Annotated in this window: 22 protein-coding genes; 14 read left to right on the forward strand and 8 right to left on the reverse strand. The window is 43.0% G+C overall.

Features of this window, described 5'->3' with window-relative positions; all coding sequences use genetic code 11:
- Positions 1–7 precede the first annotated feature (7 nt).
- From rbsC to FS458_RS01145, 5 genes are read right to left on the reverse strand one after another with little or no spacing between them, the layout of a single operon-like run.
- Positions 8–964, reverse strand: a complete 957-nt coding sequence (gene rbsC, locus FS458_RS01125) for a ribose ABC transporter permease RbsC (RefSeq protein ID WP_144696880.1) — start codon at positions 962–964, stop codon at positions 8–10.
- Positions 965–966: 2 nt separating this feature from the next.
- Complete coding sequence (locus FS458_RS01130; protein ID WP_144696882.1) at positions 967–2,448, reverse strand: sugar ABC transporter ATP-binding protein; 1,482 nt, start codon at positions 2,446–2,448, stop codon at positions 967–969.
- Between the two features lie 15 nt (positions 2,449–2,463).
- Positions 2,464–2,859 (reverse strand): D-ribose pyranase, encoded by a 396-nt coding sequence (gene rbsD, locus FS458_RS01135; RefSeq protein WP_144696884.1) that lies wholly within the window; start codon positions 2,857–2,859, stop codon positions 2,464–2,466.
- The gene (gene rbsK, locus FS458_RS01140; protein WP_144696886.1) at positions 2,856–3,734 is read right to left on the reverse strand and encodes a ribokinase; all 879 of its coding nucleotides are present in this window, start codon (positions 3,732–3,734) and stop codon (positions 2,856–2,858) included. The genes rbsD and rbsK overlap by 4 nt, the downstream gene beginning before the upstream one ends.
- Complete coding sequence (locus FS458_RS01145) at positions 3,727–4,716, reverse strand: LacI family DNA-binding transcriptional regulator (protein WP_144696888.1); 990 nt, start codon at positions 4,714–4,716, stop codon at positions 3,727–3,729. The genes rbsK and FS458_RS01145 overlap by 8 nt, the downstream gene beginning before the upstream one ends.
- 387 nt (positions 4,717–5,103) lie before the next feature.
- Between FS458_RS01145 and spoIIR the strand changes: the two genes are divergently transcribed.
- The 3 genes from spoIIR (at position 5,104) to FS458_RS01160 (ending at position 7,542) form a co-directional block, all read left to right on the forward strand.
- Positions 5,104–5,769, forward strand: coding sequence for a stage II sporulation protein R (gene spoIIR / locus FS458_RS01150; protein WP_144696890.1), 666 nt, complete (start codon positions 5,104–5,106; stop codon positions 5,767–5,769).
- Positions 5,770–5,925: 156 nt separating this feature from the next.
- A complete protein-coding gene (locus FS458_RS01155) occupies positions 5,926–6,363 on the forward strand; it encodes a GNAT family N-acetyltransferase (protein ID WP_066398985.1) in 438 nt (145 codons plus the stop codon).
- Between the two features lie 123 nt (positions 6,364–6,486).
- The gene (locus tag FS458_RS01160) at positions 6,487–7,542 is read left to right on the forward strand and encodes an L-threonylcarbamoyladenylate synthase (protein ID WP_144696892.1); all 1,056 of its coding nucleotides are present in this window, start codon (positions 6,487–6,489) and stop codon (positions 7,540–7,542) included.
- A 274-nt stretch (positions 7,543–7,816) separates the two neighbouring features.
- On the opposite strand, the gene FS458_RS01165 is transcribed toward FS458_RS01160, so the two are convergent.
- Positions 7,817–10,036, reverse strand: coding sequence for a PAS domain S-box protein (locus FS458_RS01165; protein ID WP_144696894.1), 2,220 nt, complete (start codon positions 10,034–10,036; stop codon positions 7,817–7,819).
- A 196-nt stretch (positions 10,037–10,232) separates the two neighbouring features.
- On the opposite strand from FS458_RS01165, the gene FS458_RS01170 reads away from it, so the two are divergent.
- The 4 genes from FS458_RS01170 (at position 10,233) to FS458_RS01185 (ending at position 12,917) form a co-directional block, all read left to right on the forward strand.
- Complete coding sequence (locus tag FS458_RS01170; protein WP_260858738.1) at positions 10,233–10,775, forward strand: manganese efflux pump MntP family protein; 543 nt, start codon at positions 10,233–10,235, stop codon at positions 10,773–10,775.
- A gap of 369 nt (positions 10,776–11,144) precedes the next feature.
- A complete protein-coding gene (locus tag FS458_RS01175; protein WP_144696895.1) occupies positions 11,145–11,753 on the forward strand; it encodes a low molecular weight protein arginine phosphatase in 609 nt (202 codons plus the stop codon).
- Positions 11,754–11,861: 108 nt separating this feature from the next.
- Complete coding sequence (gene rpiB / locus FS458_RS01180; RefSeq protein ID WP_066398975.1) at positions 11,862–12,302, forward strand: ribose 5-phosphate isomerase B; 441 nt, start codon at positions 11,862–11,864, stop codon at positions 12,300–12,302.
- Positions 12,303–12,344: 42 nt separating this feature from the next.
- A complete protein-coding gene (locus FS458_RS01185; RefSeq protein WP_144696897.1) occupies positions 12,345–12,917 on the forward strand; it encodes a TIGR01440 family protein in 573 nt (190 codons plus the stop codon).
- A gap of 267 nt (positions 12,918–13,184) precedes the next feature.
- Here the strand turns inward: FS458_RS01185 and FS458_RS01190 are convergent, their stop codons facing one another.
- A complete protein-coding gene (locus FS458_RS01190; RefSeq protein WP_144696899.1) occupies positions 13,185–13,649 on the reverse strand; it encodes a GNAT family N-acetyltransferase in 465 nt (154 codons plus the stop codon).
- A 172-nt stretch (positions 13,650–13,821) separates the two neighbouring features.
- Between FS458_RS01190 and FS458_RS01195 the strand changes: the two genes are divergently transcribed.
- Entirely contained in the window at positions 13,822–15,366 is a 1,545-nt protein-coding gene (locus tag FS458_RS01195) for a gluconokinase (RefSeq protein ID WP_260858223.1), read from the forward strand.
- A 16-nt stretch (positions 15,367–15,382) separates the two neighbouring features.
- On the opposite strand, the gene FS458_RS01200 is transcribed toward FS458_RS01195, so the two are convergent.
- Positions 15,383–15,838: a hypothetical protein gene (locus tag FS458_RS01200; protein ID WP_144696901.1), complete on the reverse strand. Its 456-nt coding sequence runs from the start codon at positions 15,836–15,838 to the stop codon at positions 15,383–15,385.
- A gap of 188 nt (positions 15,839–16,026) precedes the next feature.
- On the opposite strand from FS458_RS01200, the gene glyA reads away from it, so the two are divergent.
- The 6 genes from glyA (at position 16,027) to upp (ending at position 22,325) form a co-directional block, all read left to right on the forward strand.
- Complete coding sequence (gene glyA / locus FS458_RS01205; RefSeq protein WP_066398968.1) at positions 16,027–17,262, forward strand: serine hydroxymethyltransferase; 1,236 nt, start codon at positions 16,027–16,029, stop codon at positions 17,260–17,262.
- A gap of 141 nt (positions 17,263–17,403) precedes the next feature.
- Complete coding sequence (locus tag FS458_RS01210; protein WP_144696903.1) at positions 17,404–18,321, forward strand: ABC transporter ATP-binding protein; 918 nt, start codon at positions 17,404–17,406, stop codon at positions 18,319–18,321.
- The gene (locus tag FS458_RS01215; protein ID WP_144696905.1) at positions 18,318–19,064 is read left to right on the forward strand and encodes an ABC transporter permease; all 747 of its coding nucleotides are present in this window, start codon (positions 18,318–18,320) and stop codon (positions 19,062–19,064) included. Before FS458_RS01210 ends, FS458_RS01215 begins: the two co-directional genes overlap by 4 nt.
- Positions 19,065–19,215: 151 nt before the next feature.
- Positions 19,216–20,580, forward strand: a complete 1,365-nt coding sequence (locus FS458_RS01220) for a copper amine oxidase (RefSeq protein ID WP_144696908.1) — start codon at positions 19,216–19,218, stop codon at positions 20,578–20,580.
- Positions 20,581–20,652: 72 nt separating this feature from the next.
- Positions 20,653–21,297: a class F sortase gene (locus tag FS458_RS01225; protein ID WP_144696910.1), complete on the forward strand. Its 645-nt coding sequence runs from the start codon at positions 20,653–20,655 to the stop codon at positions 21,295–21,297.
- Between the two features lie 398 nt (positions 21,298–21,695).
- Positions 21,696–22,325 carry a uracil phosphoribosyltransferase gene (gene upp, locus FS458_RS01230; protein WP_137791119.1) on the forward strand — a complete coding sequence of 210 codons (630 nt, stop codon included), beginning with the start codon at positions 21,696–21,698 and terminating at the stop codon, positions 22,323–22,325.
- The last annotated feature ends 95 nt before the right edge of the window (positions 22,326–22,420 follow it).

Genomic DNA, 22,420 nt, shown 5'->3' on the forward strand with positions numbered 1-22,420 from the left:
AACCCTCCTAAGCTGCTTTTTTACGGTCGATCAATACCGCAATCAGAATAACGATTCCTTTTACGACCATTTGGAAGAATGATGATACACCTAACAAGTTCAAACCGTTATTTAACGTTCCGATGATCAATGCACCGATCAATGTTCCGACGATTAGTCCGCGTCCGCCAGATAAGCTTGTTCCACCTAGAACAACTGCTGCGATTGCATCCAGTTCATACGAGGTGCCGGCAGTCGGTTGAGCAGAGTTCAGACGTGAAGTAAGAATCGCTCCAGCTAGTGCTGCTAATAGTCCTGCTAATGAATAGATCATGACTTTTACTTTAGTTACTTTAATTCCGGAGATAATCGCGGCTTTCTCGTTACCACCGATCGCATACGTTTTTCGTCCGAATGGTGTTTTATGAAGGATCACCCAGAACGCTGCAAAAGCAAGCATCATCGTAATCGCTGGAACCGGAATACCTAAGAAATAGCCTCGTCCAAAAAGTTGGAACATATAGCTTTCGCCAAGACCCGTGATTGGATTACCGTCTGTATACACTAACGTTAATCCACGGAAAATGGTCATGGTTGCGAGTGTAGCGATAAATGGAGCCATTTTTCCTTTCGTGATCAAAAGTCCGTTGATCGCACCCATTACAGCACCTAATAAACATCCGATCAATATCGCTAGCATCGGATCGACGCCTGATACGATCATTCCCGCCATCAGTGCACTCGATAACGCGAGAATGGCACCAACGGATAAGTCGATTCCACCCGTTAGAATAACGAATGTCATACCAAAGGCGATGAGTGCGTTAATTGCGACTTGGCGCAGCAAGTTTAATAAGTTTAGTGGTTCTAGAAAACTAGGATTTAGGATCGATACGATTGTAACGAGAATCAACAGTCCTAATAGAGGTCCAAGTTTTTGCATCAGATTTTCTACATGATTTACTTTAGCCGGTGACGTTTTCATTTTTATTGTCCTCCCGTTGCATATGTCATAATTCTTTCTTGCGTCGCTTCGCTCTTCGTGAGTTCACCACTGATCTGTCCTTCGTGAACGACAAGAATGCGGTCACTCATGCCAAGAACTTCTGGAAGTTCTGACGAGACCATGATAATCGCTACACCACGATCGGTAAGTTCGTTCATCAACTGATAGATCTCACGCTTCGCACCAACGTCAACGCCTCTTGTTGGCTCGTCCAAGATCAATACTTTTGGTCCGATTCCAACCCATTTTGCGATAACCACTTTTTGCTGGTTGCCTCCGGAAAGATTCTTGGCATTCGTCTCGCTCGATTCGGTCTTAATCTGTAAACGTTTGATCAGCATGTCAACAAAGTCAGTCTCTGTTTTATAATCGATCACACCATTTTTAGAAAAACTTCGTAAGTTCGGCAGTGCCATGTTTTCACGTATCGAAAAATCGAGCACCAAGCCTTCGTTCTTTCTGTCTTCTGTAATAAAACCGATCCCGCGTTTTACTGCTTCGTATGAGTTTTTGATCGTTATCTTCTGACCGCCAATCCAAATCTCGCCAGAATCAAGCTGATCTAGACCAAATAACGCGCGCATGATCTCCGTTCGACCTGCACCCATAAGGCCTGAAACGCCAACGATCTCACCGGATCTTACAGAGAAACTAATATTTTCAAAGATTCCATTTCTCGTTGCGTTTCTTACTTCTAAAACAGTCTCACCGACTTGTGGATTTCGCTCCGGAAAGCGATCTGTAAGCTCACGGCCGACCATCTTTCGTACTACTTCATCAAAGCTAGTCTCGGAGAGTGCTTTCGTATCAACCGTTTTACCATCTCTCATCACCGTAATCCGGTCGCAAATCGCGAAAATCTCTTCCATACGGTGTGAGATGTAAACAATCGAAACGCCTTCTTTTCGTAGAGCGTTGATCACGTCAAACAATTTTTCAATCTCACGCTCTGTAAGGGCAGCGGTCGGCTCGTCCATGATGATGACTTTGGCGTTTGTCATAAGCGCTTTTGCGATCTCGATCATCTGCTGTTGACCAACTGAACAGAGCCCTGCGTCTTTTTCAAGTGGAATGGTGACGGCTAGCTTTTCAAACTGCTTTTTTGCCAGCGCTTTCATTTCTTTTGTTTTTAAAAGACCGAACGGTGACCGCAGCTCTTTGCCGATAAAAAGGTTATCAAGTACGGTCATGTCAGGCCATACGTTCAATTCTTGGTGGATGAACGCGACTCCGTGCTTCTCGGCTTCTTTCGGATTATCGAAATATCGTTCTTGTCCATCGATCTGAATGGTTCCCGAATCTCTTTTATGAAGTCCGGTTAAAATGTTCATCAACGTTGATTTTCCAGCGCCGTTCTCACCCATTAGAGCATGCACTTCGCCTGGTTGAAGGTCGAAGTCAACACCTGATAAGACTTGATTGGCACCAAAAGCTTTATATATGTCGTTCATTTGAATGTGCAAAACGATCACCTCTTTTTAGAAGATTACACCTGCTTGCAGGATACAGTTGGCATACGGCGTCACTTCACCGGTTCGAATGACTACTTTCGCCTGCTTTGTTAATTGCTTGAACGCTTCATGAGAAACGAATTTTTGTTCTGTTTCAGAAAAAGTATCGTTCATAAACCTTAACGTCTCTTCGTTCTTCTCTTTGATCTCACTCGCGAGTATCACTTGTTCCACGACCATATCCTCTGATACAGCGGAAACAACATCTTTAAAGCTCGGTACCCCGAGCGTGAGTGCCAGATCGATTCGCGGAACATCGCTCGGAATCGGAAGACCAGCATCCGCGATCACGATAAGATCTGTGTGGCCGAGGTCACTTATAACCTTTGAGATATGACTGTTTAAGATGCCGTGTCTTTTCATAGAGATGCCTCCACTTCTGATCGATTCAGCATGCCGCCTTGCGCACCGAACTTCGTAACAGATAGGGAAGCGGCTCTGTTGGCGAACTGCAAACTTTCGGTGATACTTTTTCCTTCTGCTAAAGCAACAGCTAGTGCGGCGTTGAACGTATCTCCAGCTCCTGTCGTATCTGTTACTTCTACCGTGTAAGAGGGAACGGTAATCTCTTTTTCACCATCAAAATAACGAGCGCCTGCTTTTCCTTCTGTAATGAACACTTTGTTCGGATACTGTTTTAGTGCTGAATCTGTTGATAGACCATCGAAAAGAACAGCAGCTTCATGTTCGTTCGGAGTAATATAGCTTGCCGATTCGATCACTTTTTTAGAGAGTGGGCGAGCAGGAGCTGGATTCAATAACAACGGAACATCAAGCTCCTTGCAAAGCGCACCTACATATTCAACCGTTTCTTCCGGAATCTCTTGTTGAATGAGAACCATGTTTGCTTGTTTGATGAGTGCTTCTGATTTTTTTACATAATGGGGAGTCACATGATCGTTCGCCCCTTTAACGACGATGATGCTGTTATCACCTTCAGCTAGAATGATATGAGCTGTACCGCTCTCTGTATCTGTAACCGGTTCCACATTCGTTACATCAACACCGTTTTGTTTAAAGTTCTCTAGAATCGCTGCTCCATAATGGTCGTCACCTACACATCCGATCATGTACACCTCTGCACCAAGACGAGCAGCCGCGACTGCTTGGTTCGCTCCTTTTCCTCCGGGTACCGTTTTAAACGAACGTCCCAAAACAGTTTCTCCTGCTCCTGGACGTTGATCAGATGTAACGACGAGATCCATCGAAGAGCTTCCGATGACTACAATTTTAACCATTCGTATCAACCTTTCTTGTTGTGTTTCGATCTATAAATGTAACAGGCAGTTGAACCTGCTGTTGATGAATTTTTTCTTGATTAATGATTTTTACAAGCAGCTGTGCCGCTTCTTTTCCCATCTCATAAGCCGGCTGGCGAATAGTAGAAAGGGAAGGGAATAACAAACTGCTCTGTGGTATATCATCAAACCCGATGATCTGAAGTTCTACCGGAATCGATTTTCCGAGACGAAGCGCTTCATGTAAGACGGCTGTTGCCACAATATCGTTGCTCGCTAACACACCATCTGTATCAGGATATGTTGCAAAAAGTTCTTTCGCCCATTTCTCTGCATCTTCAAAAGCAAAAGAAGTCGTCGACATCACATGAAAATCAATGTTCGATTGACTTAACACTTCTAACGCTCCTTGAAAACGATCTTGTGCTGGTTGGATATGCGCGGGACCTTTCAAAATCGTGATCCGTTTGCTGCCCCTTTTCACGATCTCTTCTGCAGCTATTCTGCCACCTTCTTTTCCATCTGCATAGACCGATGGATAATCAGTCGATGTTCGGTCTAGAAAGACTACGGGAATGGAAAGGTCTCTATAGTTGTTTTTTGCTTTATTGTTCGTGGCTGAAATGATGCCGACTACATTGTTTTGAATAAACGTGTTCAAATAATCTAGCTCTTTCTCAGCATTCTCATCACTGTTTCCAAAAAGAATACGATAACCGCCTTTTTGCATCTCATCTTCTACACCTCTTGCTAACTGTGGAAAAAATGGGTTTGTGATGTCTGGCAGCAACAATCCTACCAGTTTAGATTTCTTTTTATAGAGGGAACGGGCGACTTCATTTGGACTGTACTTCAGCTCATCAACGGCAGCCATCACTTTTTTGCGCGTATCTTCATGAACGTATCCGTTCGCGTTTAAAACGCGAGAAACCGTCGCGACCGATACACCTGATTTTTTTGCCACATCACGAATCGTAACCAAATTTCCGCCTCCTCTAAAACATATATGTAACCGTTTACACATTTAAGTTAACAGAATTAGAAGCGGCTTGCAAGTTGGTAAATTTTTCTCCTGTTTGGTTGTCTTTGAAAAGACTTTCTTCAGGTCTTACTCTCCCACATCTTTGAAAAGTTGATTGAAGTGAAAGATGCGAGACTCCTGGGGGATCAGCGGGACAGGTGAGACACCTAACAGTGCAGAGCGCTAGGTGGCTCACCGCACGCCCCCCGGAAAGCGAGCATCTGTAACGGAAATCAACCACTTTCAACGAATGTCGAATCAGACAGAACGAAATTTAGTAGATTACTAGTATGAAAAAATCCCACAGTGTCCAAACTGTGGTTAGATACGACGGGGGAGGAAAAAACAATGAAAAAACGCAATCATTTCTTTATTCTAGTACTTATCTCTTTAGCGGTGATGTTCTTATTTTTTGAAACACAAACCAAGGTGGCGAACGCAACAATGAACGCCTCTGTTAAGATACCTGAAGAATCGATCAGACTTCGCATTCTAGCAAACAGCAATACGGATGCTGACCAAAAGCTAAAGCGCGAGATCCGTGATGAAGTGAACGCCCAGATCACAACTTGGGTGGATGAGTTATCTACGATTTCTGAAGCACGTGAGATCATTCGTAAACAGCTGCCAACGATCGAAAAGATTGTTCAAAGTAAGCTGGATGAAGCAGGACTTGAGAAGACGTTTTCTGTAGAGTTAAACAAAGTGGCTTTTCCTACTAAAATGTACGGCGATTTCATCTATCCGGCAGGACAATATGAAGCAGTACTGATCACACTTGGCGAAGGTGAAGGGAAGAACTGGTGGTGTGTACTCTTCCCGCCATTATGCTTTCTAGACTTTGAAAATGGCGATGCAGTAAAAGAAAACAAAAATGGTAAAGGTGATGTAGTAGATACAGCTTCTGATGCAGAAGCGGATCAAGCAGATGAAACTGAGGAAATTGAGACGAAATTCTTTGTGGTAGAACTGTTTGATAGCCTCTTCAGCTTTGTAGGGTCCTTATTCTCGTAAAATGTGCATATTTTCCTCCCTATTTTCATAGATTATAGAAAATGAAGAAGGTAACCAAATGGTGGTTAGCCTTCTTTTTTTAAAACGATTTTCGGATGATATGGTGAAAAACAGCCGAATGAAGGCTGAAATTATATAGGAATAGGGGAGTTATTGATGACGATAATTTTAAGGCAGGCTATGCAGCATGAAGCAAAAGATCTGTTACAGCTCGTCGGAAAAGCTGGACTTCAGTCAGAAGGGATCAAAGACAGCATCGAAAATTATTTAGTCGTGGTAAACGACCAAGGTGAGACGATCGGTACAGTAGGTTTAGAGAGAATCGGAAACGATGGCTTGCTCCGGTCTTTCGTACTCAAGCAGAAATATTCTTCAGAGACGCTTCTTCTTAAACTCATTGATAAAATTTTGGTATACTCAAAAGATAAAGGAGTCGAAACCCTTTATTTACTTACGAAAGCTGTGCATATGTTCGAACAACTTTCTTTTAAAACAATTCCGAAAGATAAAGTGCCTCCACATATCGAGAGCGCTGATCATATAAAAAATAATGCAACATCAGGAGCAGAACTTTTAGCTTATGCATTGGATTAATCAGAGATTGTCAACAAGTTGTCCACAATTTACGACAAATTGTGTATAACTCTGTGGATATAAAAGTTTTGTAATCGACCTTTCCATATAAGGTTGACCTGAGTAATAGAAAGGATTTATCACATGAACTCATTCCAAACGGAACGCTGGCCTGTGGATAAAACAGAAAAAACGTTAAAAGATCATCCACATATTATTCAAGCTTCCTTGTGGATAAATAAGAATGAAGTAATAGCCATTCCGACAGAAACGGTTTATGGATTAGCGGGAAATGCAAGAAGTGATGATGCGATCAAACGCATCTTTGAAGCAAAGGGAAGACCTAGCGATAATCCTCTAATCGTTCATATTTCAGATCTCTCACAATTAGAGGGGCTTGTTTCTACTGTTTCAGAGACTGCACAAAAGTTAATGACCGCGTTCTGGCCGGGTCCATTGACAATTGTGCTGCCAAAAGGTGAAAACGTAAGTGAAAGAGTGACAGCAGGGTTATCCACAGTTGCGGTAAGGATGCCGGACCATGAGATCGCTCTTGCTGTTATCGCTGCATCGAATGTTCCGCTTGCCGCGCCAAGTGCAAACCTTTCTGGAAAACCAAGTCCGACTTCTGCTCAGCATGTTTATGAAGATTTGAAGGGCAGGATTCCGGGCATTGTGGATGGCGGTTCAACAGGTGTAGGCGTTGAATCTACTGTAGTGGAATGTACAGGTGAACTTGTCACGATTTTACGACCTGGCGGAATCACGTTAGAAGAGCTTGAAAAAGTAGTTGGTTTAGGGCGAGTCATTGTTGATCCGGGGTTGGAGAACGAGAAGCATGCGCCTAAATCGCCAGGGATGAAATATACACACTATGCACCTGACGCACCGTTCGTTCTTGTGGATGGAAGTGTGGAATTTCTACAGAGACTTGTGGATCAAGAACGCGAAGCAGGAAAACGGATTGGAATTCTGACGACAGAAGAAAGAGCTAGCGTTTATAAAGCGGATTGTGTGATTCCAACGGGAAATCGTTCTAACCCTGAAACCGTAGCTCAGCATCTATACGAAGCGTTACGCGCGTTTAACGAAGCGGGTGTCGATCAAATTTTCGGAGAGGTTTTCCCGAAAACTGGTGTTGGTGCTGCGATTATGAACAGACTTGAAAAATCGGCCGGTGGAAATATCATAAAAGAATAGAATGAAGCTCTGATTCAATGTTTTTGGTTGAGTCAGGGCTTTTTTGTTTTTAAAGAGGGCTGAAATTGGCTGTTTGATCTAGTATGCATTGAAAATTTTGTTAGTGGAAATCATAAAGTTAAATAATTTCACGGTAATCTATTATATTTTCACGGTAATTTAATATATATTCACGGATAGAGCCAATAATTTCACGGATAAAATTATTTAACCGATTTTCGACAAACAGAGGCTAGACCAAGCCTTCAAATACAAAAAACAAGCCTGCGTCTACTCAAGACACAGGCTTGTTTTTATCGATCGGAAGCAGGATGGAGAAGGTTGTTCCTTCATCAATCTTACTGTTGATCAGTATTTTACCGTGGTGGTTCTCTACGATCTTGTAACAGATCATGAGCCCGAGGCCGGTACCTTTTTCCTTTGTGGTATAAAAAGGTTCACCTAAAGTTGGCAAGCGTTCTTCTGAAATTCCGCAGCCATGATCGATGAAAGAAGCGATCACATATCCGCCTTCTTTCTTTAAATGAATATGTACAGAGCCGCCTGTTGGCATCGCTTCGATCGCGTTTTTCAGCATGTTCACGAATACTTGCTTGATCTGATTGTCCACACACCATATTTCTGGCAGATCTGGTTCATTCTCGAAATAGATTTGGACATTGGTTAGGATCGCCTGTGTATCAAGAATTGAGATGACGTGTCGTAACAATTGGCGGAGATCCGTCTGTACAAAGTTCATGGCTTGCGGCTTGGCGAGCAACATAAATTCTCCGACGATGCTGTTGATTCGATCGATCTCTGAGAGCATGATCTCGTAATAGTCCTCATTCTCTGACGCCCTTGATTGCAGAAGCTGCAAAAATCCGCGGATCGAAGTGAGCGGGTTACGAATCTCGTGTGCTACACCAGCGGCAAGCTGACCGAGAACAGAGAGCTTGTCAGATTTTCTTAGCATTTCTTCGGTCTTTTTTCGTTCGGTCAGATCACGTGCTACGACAACGAACGAGTCAGGCTGATCTGAATCGTTTGCGATAGGGGTAGCGTTCGCTTCAAGGGTTACCCAGTGTCCATGTGCATGCTTGCATCGAACTTCGAACTTCACAGGCTTTTGAGTTTGGACCATCTCGTTCATCGCCATTCTGACTTTTGCCCGGTCATCTGAGTGGAAGAATCCTTGAATCTTTTTCCCATCATAAAGAGATGGATCAAAGCCGAGAAGAAGACGGTTTGAAGGGGAGACGTATTTAACGTTTCCTTCAAGGTCAACGACACCTACTAAATCAGTAGTGTTCTCTGCGATGATACGGTACTTTTCTTCGCTTTCTTTTAATGCTTTTTCTTTTAGTTTTTTATCTGTGATATCTCTTGAGATCGCGGATAGTGCGACGACTTCACCGTTCTCTCCATAGATTGGACTTAAGGAAAGGCTTACATTTAGCCGTTTGCCAGACTTCGTTAACCGGATCGTCTCCACACCTTTAACATATCCACCATGTTTGACGATCGTCATCAGCCTTTCGGATTCGGCTGCCTTATCCTCAGGAACAACGGGAAGAATATGTGAAGTCAGGTTCGTGAGCTCGTCTTGAGACCAGCCGTATATGAATTCAAAAGCTGGGTTCACTTTTACCGAGTAGTCGGTTAAGTGTACGACTGAAATCGCATCACTAGAATGATAGATGACAGCTTCCAATAGATCCTTTGTTTCGCGTAGTTCTTTTTCCGCCTCTCTTTTTGCGGTTACATCTTTCGCGATCCCGAAAACACCTAGCACTTTATTAAGAACGATGATCGGAGTCAGAGTGAACATGATTTGCCGCGTTCCACCGTTCTTTTGCTGAATACGGGTTTCATACATTTTGGAATGCCCTTTTAATGCATCCTTAAACTGATCGATCGCAGCCGCTCTTCGGTCAGGCATCATGAACGGATTAAAGGTCATGTTCAATAGCTCGGTCTCGCTATAACCGCTCAATGTCGTACAAGCTTTATTGACCGTCGTAAACTTGCCTTCGAGGTTCAGTGAAAACAGCGCATCGATGTTATGATCCATCAACGACCGGAAACGCTGTTCACTTTCAGCGAGCTGAGTCTCCACGGAAACTCTCTCTGTCAGGTCGACACAGAATCCATAGACTTCAGAAACGGTTCCATCTTTATTGTAGATTGGACCGATCGCTGCTAAAAAGGGAATGCCGTTCAATTCAGATTCGTACGTAAGGCTCTCTCCGTTTAGTGCTCTTTCGTACATTTCTTTTTTAAAGGCTGCCATTTCTTTCGGGAAGATGTCTTCGATTCTCTTTTGCAGTACGTTTTCCCGCTTGAGGCCAAACAAGTCAAACAGTTCACCTTCGCTCTCGGTCATAATGAGCTCTCCATTATGCTTCATACATCGAAAAGTCATGCTTTTTTGGCGTGACAGGCCAGTTGGGAATGGCGACGATCGCCACATGTCTTTTTCATTTTCCGTAATGGCCGATGCGTTATGGACCATGCTTGTTCCTCTCCTTTACGTACAGATTCACTTCCTTTTATATACGATATAAATCACATTATCCCTTCCTCTAAAGCGGTAAAGAGTTCCATTTTTTCATCTTCTCAACAGCTTGTATGTTTTTTAGTCTTTTTAAAAGTAGACATGCATAGTCTGAAAGTATGATGGTTAAGGGAGTGGGAAGTATTTGGCAACCATGGGAGAATGGATGACACTGTTATTTATGTCAGTTGCGCTAGGTATGGACGCTTTTTCGATCGGGCTAGGGATGGGGATGTTATCGCTTCGTATAAGACAAATTATGAAAATAGGAATTACGATAGGAATCTTTCATATGCTCATGCCTCTTGCAGGAATGACGCTCGGCAAACAGATCTCAGTTCATTTTGGCGGTATAGCAGCTATCATAGGTGGAATTCTGCTTGTCATACTAGGTGTTACGATGATTCGGTCCTCTTTCTCAAATGATGATGAACCGTTCGTACAGCCGATCGGCATCGGGCTCTTCGTCTTTGCGCTCAGCGCTTCTTTAGATAGTTTTTCAGTGGGATTATCACTAGGTATCTATGGAGCGAAAACCTGGCTCACGATTACGATGTTTGGTCTTATGAGCATGGTTTTAACGTGGGCTGGCTTGATCATGGGAAAAAAAGTACAGAAGTGGCTCGGCTCCTATGGTGAAGCGTTCGGCGGATGTATCCTGCTTGCTTTTGGGGTGAAGATTCTGTTTCCGTTCTAGAAAAAAGCAGATGCTGCAAGAAAGAGTTGATTTCCGTTTCAGGTGCTCCCTTTCCGGGGGGCGTGCGGTGAGCCTCCTTATGCATTCTTAGTAGCATATTTGCTCCTGCGTCTACAAGAAATGCTACCAAGGTGAGCTTCCTCGTAGCATGCCTTGCGAGATGTTCATTCATGTAGAAGGCACGCTGATCCCCCTGGAGTATCGCACCTTACTCTCCAATCAACTTGTCAATGAAGTCAGTGGTACTGGCAGACAAAAGAAGTAAGAAACTCTCTATATTTTTTATTCACTAATCCGATGATATACTTACTAATAAGAGCGTTAACCTATAGGAAAATAGGGAAAGATAGAATATGAGGTGAATTCACCATGAATGTTTTATTTATTTGTACAGGCAATACTTGTCGCAGTCCGATGGCTGAGGCCATTTTACGCAAAAAAGGAAAAGGTAAGTTCAACGTTAAATCAGCTGGTGTTTTTGCTGGAAACGGTGCCGTGATGAGTTCGAACGCGACACAAGCTCTTTCGGAAAGAAGTATTAAAGAAAGTCATCAGTCACAAGGCGTGTCCGATTATTTGATCGAATGGGCAGATCTTATCTTAACGATGACCGAGAGCCATAAACATGCGCTCGTCGGACGATGGCCAGATGCGGTGAATAAGACGTATACATTAAAAGAGTATGTTCTTGACGAAGATGAGCAGAAGAAGATTGAAGAGATCTATGAGCTCTACACAGAGATCGAGATGCTGAAGCTTCAATACATGTCAAAGGATTCTGCGGATGAAGAAGTGAGACAAGCGTTTGAAAGAGAAGTAAGACCGCTCGTTGAAAGAAGGATGAAATTAGAAAGTGAAGTACCTTCTCTAGACATTACAGATCCTTTCGGTGGACCGCTTCATCTTTATCAAGAAACAAGAGATGAAATTGAAGTCCTTATTGAAAAATTAATGAAAAAAGACGATAGCAAGAAGTAGTAAGACAAAATGAGGTAAGGCTGTCCTAAATTGCCTAGGAGTGACATTGAATAGGGAGTGGGGACAGCATATAATGAAAAAAAGTATGAGAGAGCAGGTGCACACAACATGAAAGTAGCAATTGGATCAGATCACGCCGGAGTTGAATTAAGAAAAGAAATAATCAGCATGATTGAAGAGCTGGGTATGCAAGTGGAGGATGTCGGCTGTGAATGCGACACGTCTGTAGACTATCCAGACTATGCGATTCCTGTAGCAGAAAAAGTAGCCAACGGTGAAGCTGATCGCGGAATTCTAATCTGCGGAACGGGCATTGGAATGAGCATTGCAGCGAACAAAGTTAAAGGAATCCGCTGTGCGCTTGTTCATGATCTATTCAGCGCAAAAGCTACAAGACAGCATAATGACAGCAATGTACTTGCAATGGGTGAACGTGTCATCGGGCCGGGTCTCGCACTCGAAATCGCTAAAGTATGGCTGACGACAGAATATGAAGGCGGACGTCACGGTCGCCGTGTAGATAAAATCTCTCAATATGAAGGCCAATAGCCATAAAGCTATAAACCTATAAAATGAAGGGAAGACCATCTCATGAGCGATGAGCTCCAACAAATTCAAGACCAAGTCCTGAATGTTTTGCAAGATCTGCAAAAGCATGCACAATTAAGACCGTCACAATTATTAGTAGTAGGCGCAAGCACGAGCGAAGTAATTGGTGAACGAATTGGCACATCAGGCACGATGGATACTGCGGGTGCACTTTACCGAGGTATCGTAGCGTTTCAAGAAGAAACTGGCGTAGCACTTGCCGTGCAATGCTGTGAACACTTGAACCGTGCGCTTGTCATCGAGCGCGAAGAAGCTGAACGACGAGGCTATGAAGAAGTGCGGGTCGTTCCAGCACGATCAGCTGGAGGTGCTTTGGCAACACATGCCTACCACCATATGAATGAACCCGTGATCGTTGAATATATAAAAGCCGACGCAGGCATCGACATCGGTGACACCTTTATCGGTATGCACTTGAAGCATGTGGCCGTACCAGTTCGCAGTGAAGTGAAAAAGGTCGGCGCCGCACACGTGACGTTGGCGAAGACACGTCCGAAGTTAATCGGCGGCGAACGTGCAGTGTATCCGAGTAAAGAAGACATACGTTGTTTTTAATTCGTGGAAAGCCCTCTTGTTGAGGGCTTTTTTTGTTGTGGTGTGCCTTGCAACCGTGAAGGGTTGTCGTAACGTGTCGAGGATTGTAGACTCGTCGATAAACCGCCAAAATTTGTGGATTCAGAGGCAAAACTCGTGGATAAAACACCCAAACTTGTGGATTCCAAGCTGAAACTCGTGGATTCACCGCCACTTTGTGTGGGATTACGGTTAACAAGCCCCTGTTAAGCGGCTTCTTGGCACTCGCCAAGCTCCCGATCTTTCTACTCAATGTTCAATCTCGTAATGAATCCACTCTGAATTGATGTTTTTTCCGCCCATCTTCTTATAAAGAGCTTGAGCAGACGTGTTATCAATCGCGGTTTGCCAAGTCATGTACGCGTAGCCTTCATTTTTCGTGTATTCCAGAACATGCAGAAACAGCTTCTCTCCTAAACCAGCGCCACGAAGATCAGCATCTACAAAAAGATCATTCAATATGGCGATTTTCTGCAAACGAGTCGTGCTGAACGAAAAGTAGAGTGTTGCGAATCCTGCTAATCTGCCATCTTCTGTTTCAGCAACAAACTGAGTCCCTGCTTCATCTGAAGAAAGCAGATGCTTGATATGATCATCCAACTTTGATCCCTCAGGAGTTTTTCCTTTATAAAAATCAACAATGTAACGATGCATCAGACCCTTCAACTGTTCCAAATCATCTACTATAACAGGGCGAACTCTAAAACTAGCCATCGTTATTCATCTCCTCTAATCTGGTTTCCTTAACAAAGGAAGCATTCATTTTACATCTATATTAAGTGATTCTTTCTGGTCTGAATAGTATGATAAAAAAGGCGATGTAGAATCATGTGTTGTTATGGAAGGGCATACTAGAGCTGCTTCCTTTTTTATGTGAAAGGAGAAAGTGATCTTGAGGAATTATGCGATCGGAATAGATATTGGTACAACGAGTACGAAAGTTGTTCTTTTTGATGAAAAAGGGGCGGCTGTCGCTCATCACTCGAAAAACTACCCGTTGCTGTCGGAAGAGCCAGGGGCTGCCGAACAGAAGCCGGATGAAATTTATGAAGCAGTAAATGAATCGCTAAGAGAAACGGTGCGAAAAAGTGGAGATCTAGCAGATAGAATTGGTTTTATTTCTTTTAGCACAGCTATGCATTCTATGATTGCAGTGGACTCAGAAGGAACGCCACTAACGAACAGCATCACTTGGGCAGATATCCGGAGTGAACCGTACGTAGCAGCTTTTAAATCAGATTATAGTGAAACTGCGCTGGAACTTTATAAACGGACAGGTGTCCCTTTGCATCCCATGACACCACTTTTTAAATTGCAGTGGTTAAAAAACGAACATCCTGCTATTTTTCAGAGAGCAGAAAAGTTTGTTGGCATTAAAGATTACATACTGTTTCGCTGGTTTGGTGAGTGGCAAACGGATCATGCATCCGCGGCAGCAACAGGTCTTTGGAACATTCATACTAAAGAGTGGGATGAAGAAGCGTTGAAACTTGCGGATGTCACACCAGAAAAACTCCCAGACCTTCAGCTCACCACCTTTTATTGGGAGAACCTGTCTGACATTCTGGCGAAGAAATCAGATCTGGATTCCTCTGTAAAAGTGGTGATCGGTGCAACGGATGGTCCGTTGTCTAACCTTGGTGTCGGCGCGATCTCACCTGGAGATATTGCAGTAACGATTGGTACGAGCGGTGCGATTCGAACCACTTCAGCGACACCGATACTTGATACAGATGGTCGCACGTTCTGTTATCCGCTCACGGAAAATCATTGGGTGTCAGGTGGACCGGTTAACAACGGCGGAATCGCGTTTCAATGGATTCATGATACTTTGCAAAAAGAGGATAATAGTGCGGCTTATGAAAAGCTGTCTAAAGATGCCGAACAGATCCAGCCTGGTGCAGAGGGCTTAATCTTTCTGCCTTATCTAACTGGAGAACGAGCACCATTATGGGATGCGCAGGCAAAAGCATCGTTTATTGGCCTAACACTTCGCCACAATCACAACCATATGGTGCGCGCAGTGCTCGAAGGATCGATTCTTAACCTGTTTAGTGTTTACTCTCTCATCAAGAGCCAAGTGGGGAACAGAGAAGTGAAGATATTTGCAACTGGTGGCTTTACGAACTCGCTTCTTTGGAAACAGATCTTAGCAGATATTTTTCAGACGAAAGTGAGTATACCTGAACATACGGAGAGTTCATGCTTAGGAGCGGTCTTGCTCGGCCGATACGCGATCGGTGAAACTGATACGCTAGAAGAGGCGCCTGTTGAGACGAAGCAATACGAAAAAATCACGCCTAATCCTGATCATCAGCCAATCTACGATGAGCTGTTTCACCTATATCAGTCTCTATCTAACACGATGCAATCGCAATATAAGGCCATTCATGATTTTCAAAATAAGCATAAAAAAGAGAGCGGGAAATAATTCCGCTCTTTGTTTCTTAGTTGATATAAGTGGCGTTGATCAGCGGAAGGCCAGTCTTAGCATCCTTACCTGTTTTAACGTTGCCGAATACTGTGACCTCGGTACCTTTTTCATAACCGCTGCCCATCGTAAAGTTCATCACTCTAAACTTAGTTTCTCCAACTTGGAACTCAAAGCTTGAGCCCATTCCTTTTTCGTTATCCGTTAAAACTTTTCCAGTCGCCTTAACAATTTTTTCTTCGTACGCTTTTGGGTCTGCTTCAAGCGCTTTTGGATCTAACTGAACGGCTTTTTCTTCCATGTTCTTAATGATCTCAGCTTGTTGACCAGCCAGATCATCCGTTGTGCTTTGATCTTCGTTATCTCGTGTTTCTACTTTTTCCTTTGCTTCAGGCTTTGCCTTTTCTTCGCTGCAGCCAGCCAAAGCTAGTACAAGAATAAGGAGACTCGCTCCAAACCACTTTTTCATCATGTTGATAACACCCCTTATAAATAGCTCTCTCTCTATTATGTATCATCATACCATGTTCATTCCTATTAAATAAAATGAATTTTCACACTTGTGCATTTCCTCTTACAACTTAAAGCTTTAACGTGTAAGATAGAGGGGTATGTTACAATCATAATCATTTTTTCACATAAGGTAAGGGGGAAGCGAAATTGAACCATTTGAAAACAGCTGATCAAGAAGTTTACCAATCCATCATGGATGAATTGCACCGCCAGCGTACGAAAATTGAATTGATTGCTTCTGAAAACTTTGTAAGTCAAGCCGTAATGGAAGCACAAGGTTCTGTACTTACGAATAAATATGCAGAAGGCTACCCGTCCAAACGCTATTATGGCGGATGTGAACACGTGGATGTTGTTGAGAATCTAGCAAGAGACCGCGCGAAGGAAATCTTCGGTGCCGAACACGCTAACGTTCAACCTCACTCAGGTGCACAAGCAAACATGGCTGTATACTTTACGATCCTCGAGCAAGGCGACACTGTTCTTGGTATGAACCTTTCTCATGGCGGTCACTTAACACACGGAAGTGCTGTTAACTTTTCTGGCATTCAATATAACTTTGTGGAATACGGCGTAGATGCGGAGAAGAATGTTATCGATTATGAAGATGTTCGTCAAAAAGCACTAGAGCACCGTCCGAAGCTTATCGTAGCTGGAGCGAGCGCGTATCCGCGTGCGATTGATTTTGCAAAGTTCCGCGAAATCGCTGATGAAGTTGAAGCTTACCTAATGGTGGATATGGCCCACATTGCAGGTCTTGTTGCAGCAGGCCTTCACCAAAATCCAGTTCCTTATGCAGATTTTGTAACAACGACTACACATAAAACACTTCGCGGCCCTCGTGGCGGTATGATTCTTTGTAAAGAAGAGTTCGCGAAAAAAATTGATAAATCAATCTTCCCAGGCATCCAAGGCGGGCCTTTGATGCACGTTATCGCAGCAAAAGCAGTATCGTTCGGTGAAGTATTAACAGATGAGTTCAAGAGCTACGCAGAGCAGATCGTGAAGAACGCGAAGCGCTTAGCAGAATCTTTGAAAAAAGAAGGCATTACTCTTGTTTCTGATGGTACGGACAATCACTTGATTCTGATCAATGTGAGTGAGCTTGCGCTAACAGGTAAAGTGGCTGAAAAAGCATTAGATGATATCGGAATCACTGTAAACAAGAACACGATTCCGTTTGATAAAGAAAGTCCATTCGTAACGAGCGGTATTCGCATAGGAACAGCTGCGGTCACTTCACGTGGTTTTGTTGAAGAAGATATGGACGAGATCGCTTCAATCATGGCGTCCGTGTTAAAAAACATAGAGGACGAATCGGTGTTGAAAGATGCTGAGACACGCGTTGAGAAGCTTGCAGGTAAATATAAGTTGTACGAATAAAATAGATATTACGAAGACCCTTCTGCACACAGCAGAGGGGTTTTTTCTGTTTTTTTTAACATGATTTTGTCCGGTTAGAAATAAGATGAAACTATTCTCAGTCATCCTCGTATTGTAAAATTAAGGTAAAGGAGTGATAACGTGGAAGACGTAATCATAGTACGCTCACTTATGAAATCCTACGGAACGAAAAAAGCAGTAAACAATCTTTCTTTTTCTGTTAAAAAGGGTGAAATATTCGGCATCATCGGACCAAATGGAGCCGGTAAAACGACCACGATCGAGATCATGGAAGGTCTTCGGAAAAAGGATAGCGGCGAGGTCTCTATTTTAGGCATGAACCCGGAAAAAGATCGGAAGGTGTTGAACCACCGAATTGGTGTTCAGTTTCAGGCAACTTCTATCCAAAAGAAAATGAAAGTAAAAGAAGCATTGAAATTGTTTGCAGCGATCTACAACAAAGAAAATACGAGTGATGAGATGCTAAAACTGCTAGGGTTAGAGGAGAAGATGGATACATACTTTGATGACCTATCTGGTGGCCAAAAGCAGAGATTAACTTTAGCACTTGCTACTTTACATGAGCCTGAGATCATCTTTTTAGACGAGCCAAGCATGGGGCTCGATCCGCATGCAAGGCGAGAGATGTGGAACATTATTCGTTCGCTGCGAGATAATGGTACTACGATTGTTGTAACCACGCATTACATGGAAGAAGCAGAAAAGCTATGTGACAGAGTCGCGATGATCTATAACGGAGAACTTCGTGCATTAGATGAACCGAGCCGATTGGTAGAAGATATCTCTGCTCACTTCATCAGCTTCCGAAGTCCAGATTTTCCTGTCGCTCAGCTTCATCAGATGTCCGGTGTTATCAAAGTGGAACATGATGAAGAGCTAGATGCGTTCAAACTTTACACCGAGAATCTTCAATCTTGTTCTTATCTCCTTTTTAAGATTGCACAGGAAGAAAATTACCATATCTCCGATTACAAATTTGAACGAGGTACGCTCGATGACTTGTTTGTTCATTACCTACAAGGAGGGGCATCCGCATGACCGCTCTATGGCAACTAACATTACTTGAAACGAAGATGTTTTTTCGAGATAAGCTGCAGGTGTTCTGGACGTTTTTGTTCCCCGTACTTATGATTTGGTTGTTCGGTTCGATGTTTGAAAACCAAGCTCCTGAAGGGTTTTCGTTTGCGAGCCTTTACATACCCTCATGGATTGGGGTAAACATCGTGACGACCGCTTTTTTTACACTAGGAACGGTCCTTACCGGATATCGGGAAACGGGAGTTCTTCGCCGATATCAATCGACACCGCTCGCTCCGTGGAAGATTCTCTTTGCCCACACGATTCAAGGTACGGTGATCTTTTGCTTCTCAGCGGTCGTTCTTGTGGTGTTCGGAACGCTCATGTTTGACCTTCATGCACCTGTTTATTTAGGAAGTACGCTAGTCGCGCTGTTGCTTAGCATCCTTGCCTTTTTTCCGTTTGCACTCTTTCTAACATCCCTAGCAAAAAACGTAGGAACAGCGGCAGCGATCAGCTCACTTTTTCTAAACCTTATGCTGTTTTTGTCAGGAGCTACATTTCCGTTAGAGATGATGCCTGATGTGCTGCAATATATCGCTAAGATCTTACCTCTTTATTATGTGATCGAACTGCTGCGTGCAACATGGAACACATCACCTTTATGGGAGAACTGGACGCCTGTTCTCGTACTAAGTTGTATCGCGCTCGTTTCGATCGTTTTGTCGTCCGTATTTTTTAAATGGAGTGGAAAAGCGGATTAGTAGAATGCTATATCAATGAAAAAGTATTGGACGTAAATCAGCCGATACTTTTTTTTTCGACATAAAGTAAAAAAAATTTTAAGTAAGAGTGATCCAAATGAAAATTCTCTCCGTTAGCTTAATGCAATTAACTAAAAAGGAGAGATTTCAAATGAAAATGAAAAAAGCACTTTTAGCAGTACCGTTAAGTGTTTCTTTACTAATACCTACCTTCACAGTGGCAAATGCACATGGTCATGAGAATCATAGCAAAGGACCTATGTCTGCTGAAGTTTCAAACCCGGCAATTGATCTTCGCGCTTCATTGGATACTCTTCTTTCAGAGCATGCATTCCTAGCTGTAGTTGCGATGCAAAAAGGAATTGACGGAAAAGAAGACTTTGAAGCTGCGGCTGGACAGCTGAACCAAAATACAGAGGCACTGTCAAAAGCGGTCGGATCTGTTTACGGTGAAGAAGCTGGAGCGCAGTTCAAAGAAATCTGGAGCAGCCACATCGGCTATTTTGTGGACTATGTAACAGCAACTGCTGAAAATAATGAAGAAGGCAGAAAACAAGCACTCGCTGAATTGGATAAATACCGCACAACACAAGCTGACTTTCTTGATAAAGCAACGGAAGGTAGATTAAAAGCTGCTGATTTAGAAGAAGGGTTGAAAGTACACATCGACCAGCTGATCTGGGCGTTTGAAAGCTATAGAACTGGCGAATACGACAAAGCGTATGACAACATTTCTGAAGCGATGCACCACATGTTCATGACAGGTAAAGGTCTTTCATGGGCGATAACGGATCAATTCCCTGACAAGTTTGAAAACAAATCAGTAGATACACCTGCAGCTGATCTTCGTGCTGACTTGAACAGTGTGTTCTCTGCACATGCTGCGTTAGCGGCATTAACGATGCAAAAAGGAATTGATGGTGCTAAAGACTTTGAAGCAGCGGCAGCTGAGCTGAACGAAAATACAGATGACATCACAGCAGCTGTAGAATCTGTATATGGTGCAGAAGGTGCAGCGCAATTTAAAGAAATCTGGAGCAGCCATATCGGTTACTTCGTTGACTATGTAACAGCAACTGCAGAAAAGAATGAAGATGGCAAGAAGCAAGCCATCGCTGAACTCGATGAGTACCGTATGGAACAAGCTAAGTTTCTAGACACGGCAACAGAAGGACGCCTAAAAGCAGCTGACTTAGAAGAAGGCTTAAAAGTACACATTGATCAGTTATTAGCAGCATTCAACAGCTATACAGGCAAAGATTATCCAGCCGCTTACAAGAACATCTCTGAAGCTTATGCTCACATGTTTGGAGTAGGACAATCTCTATCTGGTGCGATTGTTGATCAGTTCCCAGACAAGTTTGCTGGCCAAAAGCCATCCGATATGCCGAAAACAGGAATGGGTGGAATGAGTCAATCAACAAACGATGCTATTCTTTGGAGCTTGTTCGGACTGATCTTAGCTTCAGCAACAACAGCGATGATTCTTCGCAAAAAGGCGACGAATAATTCTTAAGAGTTAAGAGTGGAGGGCAGCAAATCTGTCCTCCATCTTTTCTATCTATTTGAGATGGAAAGGAAGATTTTTATGAAGAAGGTGTTTGGTGGTCTAATGCTCGCGGGACTATTAATAACCGGTTGTTCAGCTCAAGAAGACACGAAGAATAATAAAGCTTCTGAATCTAGTGAAACGATAAAGATTCAAGAACAAGAGAAAGAAGTAAAAGCATCATCAACCGAACTAACACCACCTGAAGGATTAAAATTAAAAGCAGATACAGAAGGTATTGTTCCAATAGCAATTGAAATACCAGCTTTAAATATCAGTACCGAAATTGAGAAGGTAGGCAGACTAGAAAACGGTCAGATGGGTGTTCCAAAAGGAATGGATACCGTAGGATGGTTTAGTGATGGGGCGAAACCGGGATCTCCAGGAAACGCAGTAATGGCAGGCCATGTAGACAGTAAATCAGGTCCAGCTGTTTTTTATAAGCTTGAAGAGCTTAAGAATGGTGATGAAGTTATCGTCAAGGATCAAGACGGTAAGGCGTTAACTTTTGAAGTAACGGGAAAAGAAAAATACAACAGAGAAACAGCCCCTGTTGAAAAAATATTTGACTATGCATACGGCAGCAAACTGAACTTAATCACATGTACCGGAACCTTTAATGTAGAAGAGGGCACACATGAAGAGCGGTTGGTTGTGTATACAGAGTTAAAAGCGGATGAGTAACAAAAAAGCTTAAAAGCATCCATTCATGTGGGTGTTTTTTTGTTGTGCGTGAGAACTGAGTGGACAGTATTTTTACTTAAGTGGACAGTAAAATGTGAAAAGTGGACAGTATTTATAGAGAACTGGACAGGAAAGTCAGTAAAGTGGACAGTATTATTGGATAACTGGACAGTAAATTACAATTAGGGCTCCAGCATGCCAGGCATATAGAATGTTTTTTGGGGATTTCACCTCTAAATTCAGGGAATAGTAGTAGAGGAGTTTATATGTAAAATTTGGAGTCAGAAAACTATCGTTTCTATGCTGATTTTCCTTGAAGTGAAGGTTGTTTTTCTGTACAATGCTAGAGATGCTTTTTGAACGAAAATAAATGTTACATAAGGAGAGGTGCTTAAAACATGAGTGAGGTATATGTCCTTGATCATCCGTTAATTCAGCATAAATTAACATACATCCGTGACGAACGTACGGGTACGAAAGAATTTCGTGAGCTTGTTGATGAAGTAGCGGGGCTTATGGCTTTTGAAATTACACGTGATCTTCCATTGCAAGAGGTAACGGTGAAAACGCCGGTTGCTGAAGCAACTATGAAAACGATCGCTGGGAAAAAACTAGGGCTAGTACCGATCCTTCGTGCAGGGCTTGGAATGGTAGACGGAATCCTTAAACTCATTCCAGCAGCAAAAGTTGGACATGTTGGGCTTTACCGTGATCCTGAAACATTAACACCGATCGAATACTATGTGAAGCTTCCTTCGGACGTAGAAGAGCGTGATTTTATCGTGATCGATCCGATGCTTGCTACAGGTGGATCTGCAGCGGCAGCTATTGAATCAATCAAAAAACGCGGCGCGAAAAACATTAAGCTTATGTGTTTAGTAGCAGCTCCAGAAGGTATTAAAGTAATTCAAGACGAGCACCCAGACGTTGATATTTTCTTAGCAGCACTTGATGAAAAATTAAACGATCACGGCTACATCGTTCCAGGTCTAGGCGATGCTGGAGACCGTTTATTCGGAACTAAATAAGCAGTAAATTAAAAACTGACTTGATCGCGGGTGAAAACCCTCTTTCAGGCAGTTTTTTTGTTCGTAAAAAGGATTAAATCTTCGTTGTGAGCGAA

This window comes from Fictibacillus phosphorivorans, from assembly GCF_007673525.1.
GTDB classification, from domain to species: Bacteria; Bacillota; Bacilli; order Bacillales; family Fictibacillaceae; genus Fictibacillus; species Fictibacillus phosphorivorans_C.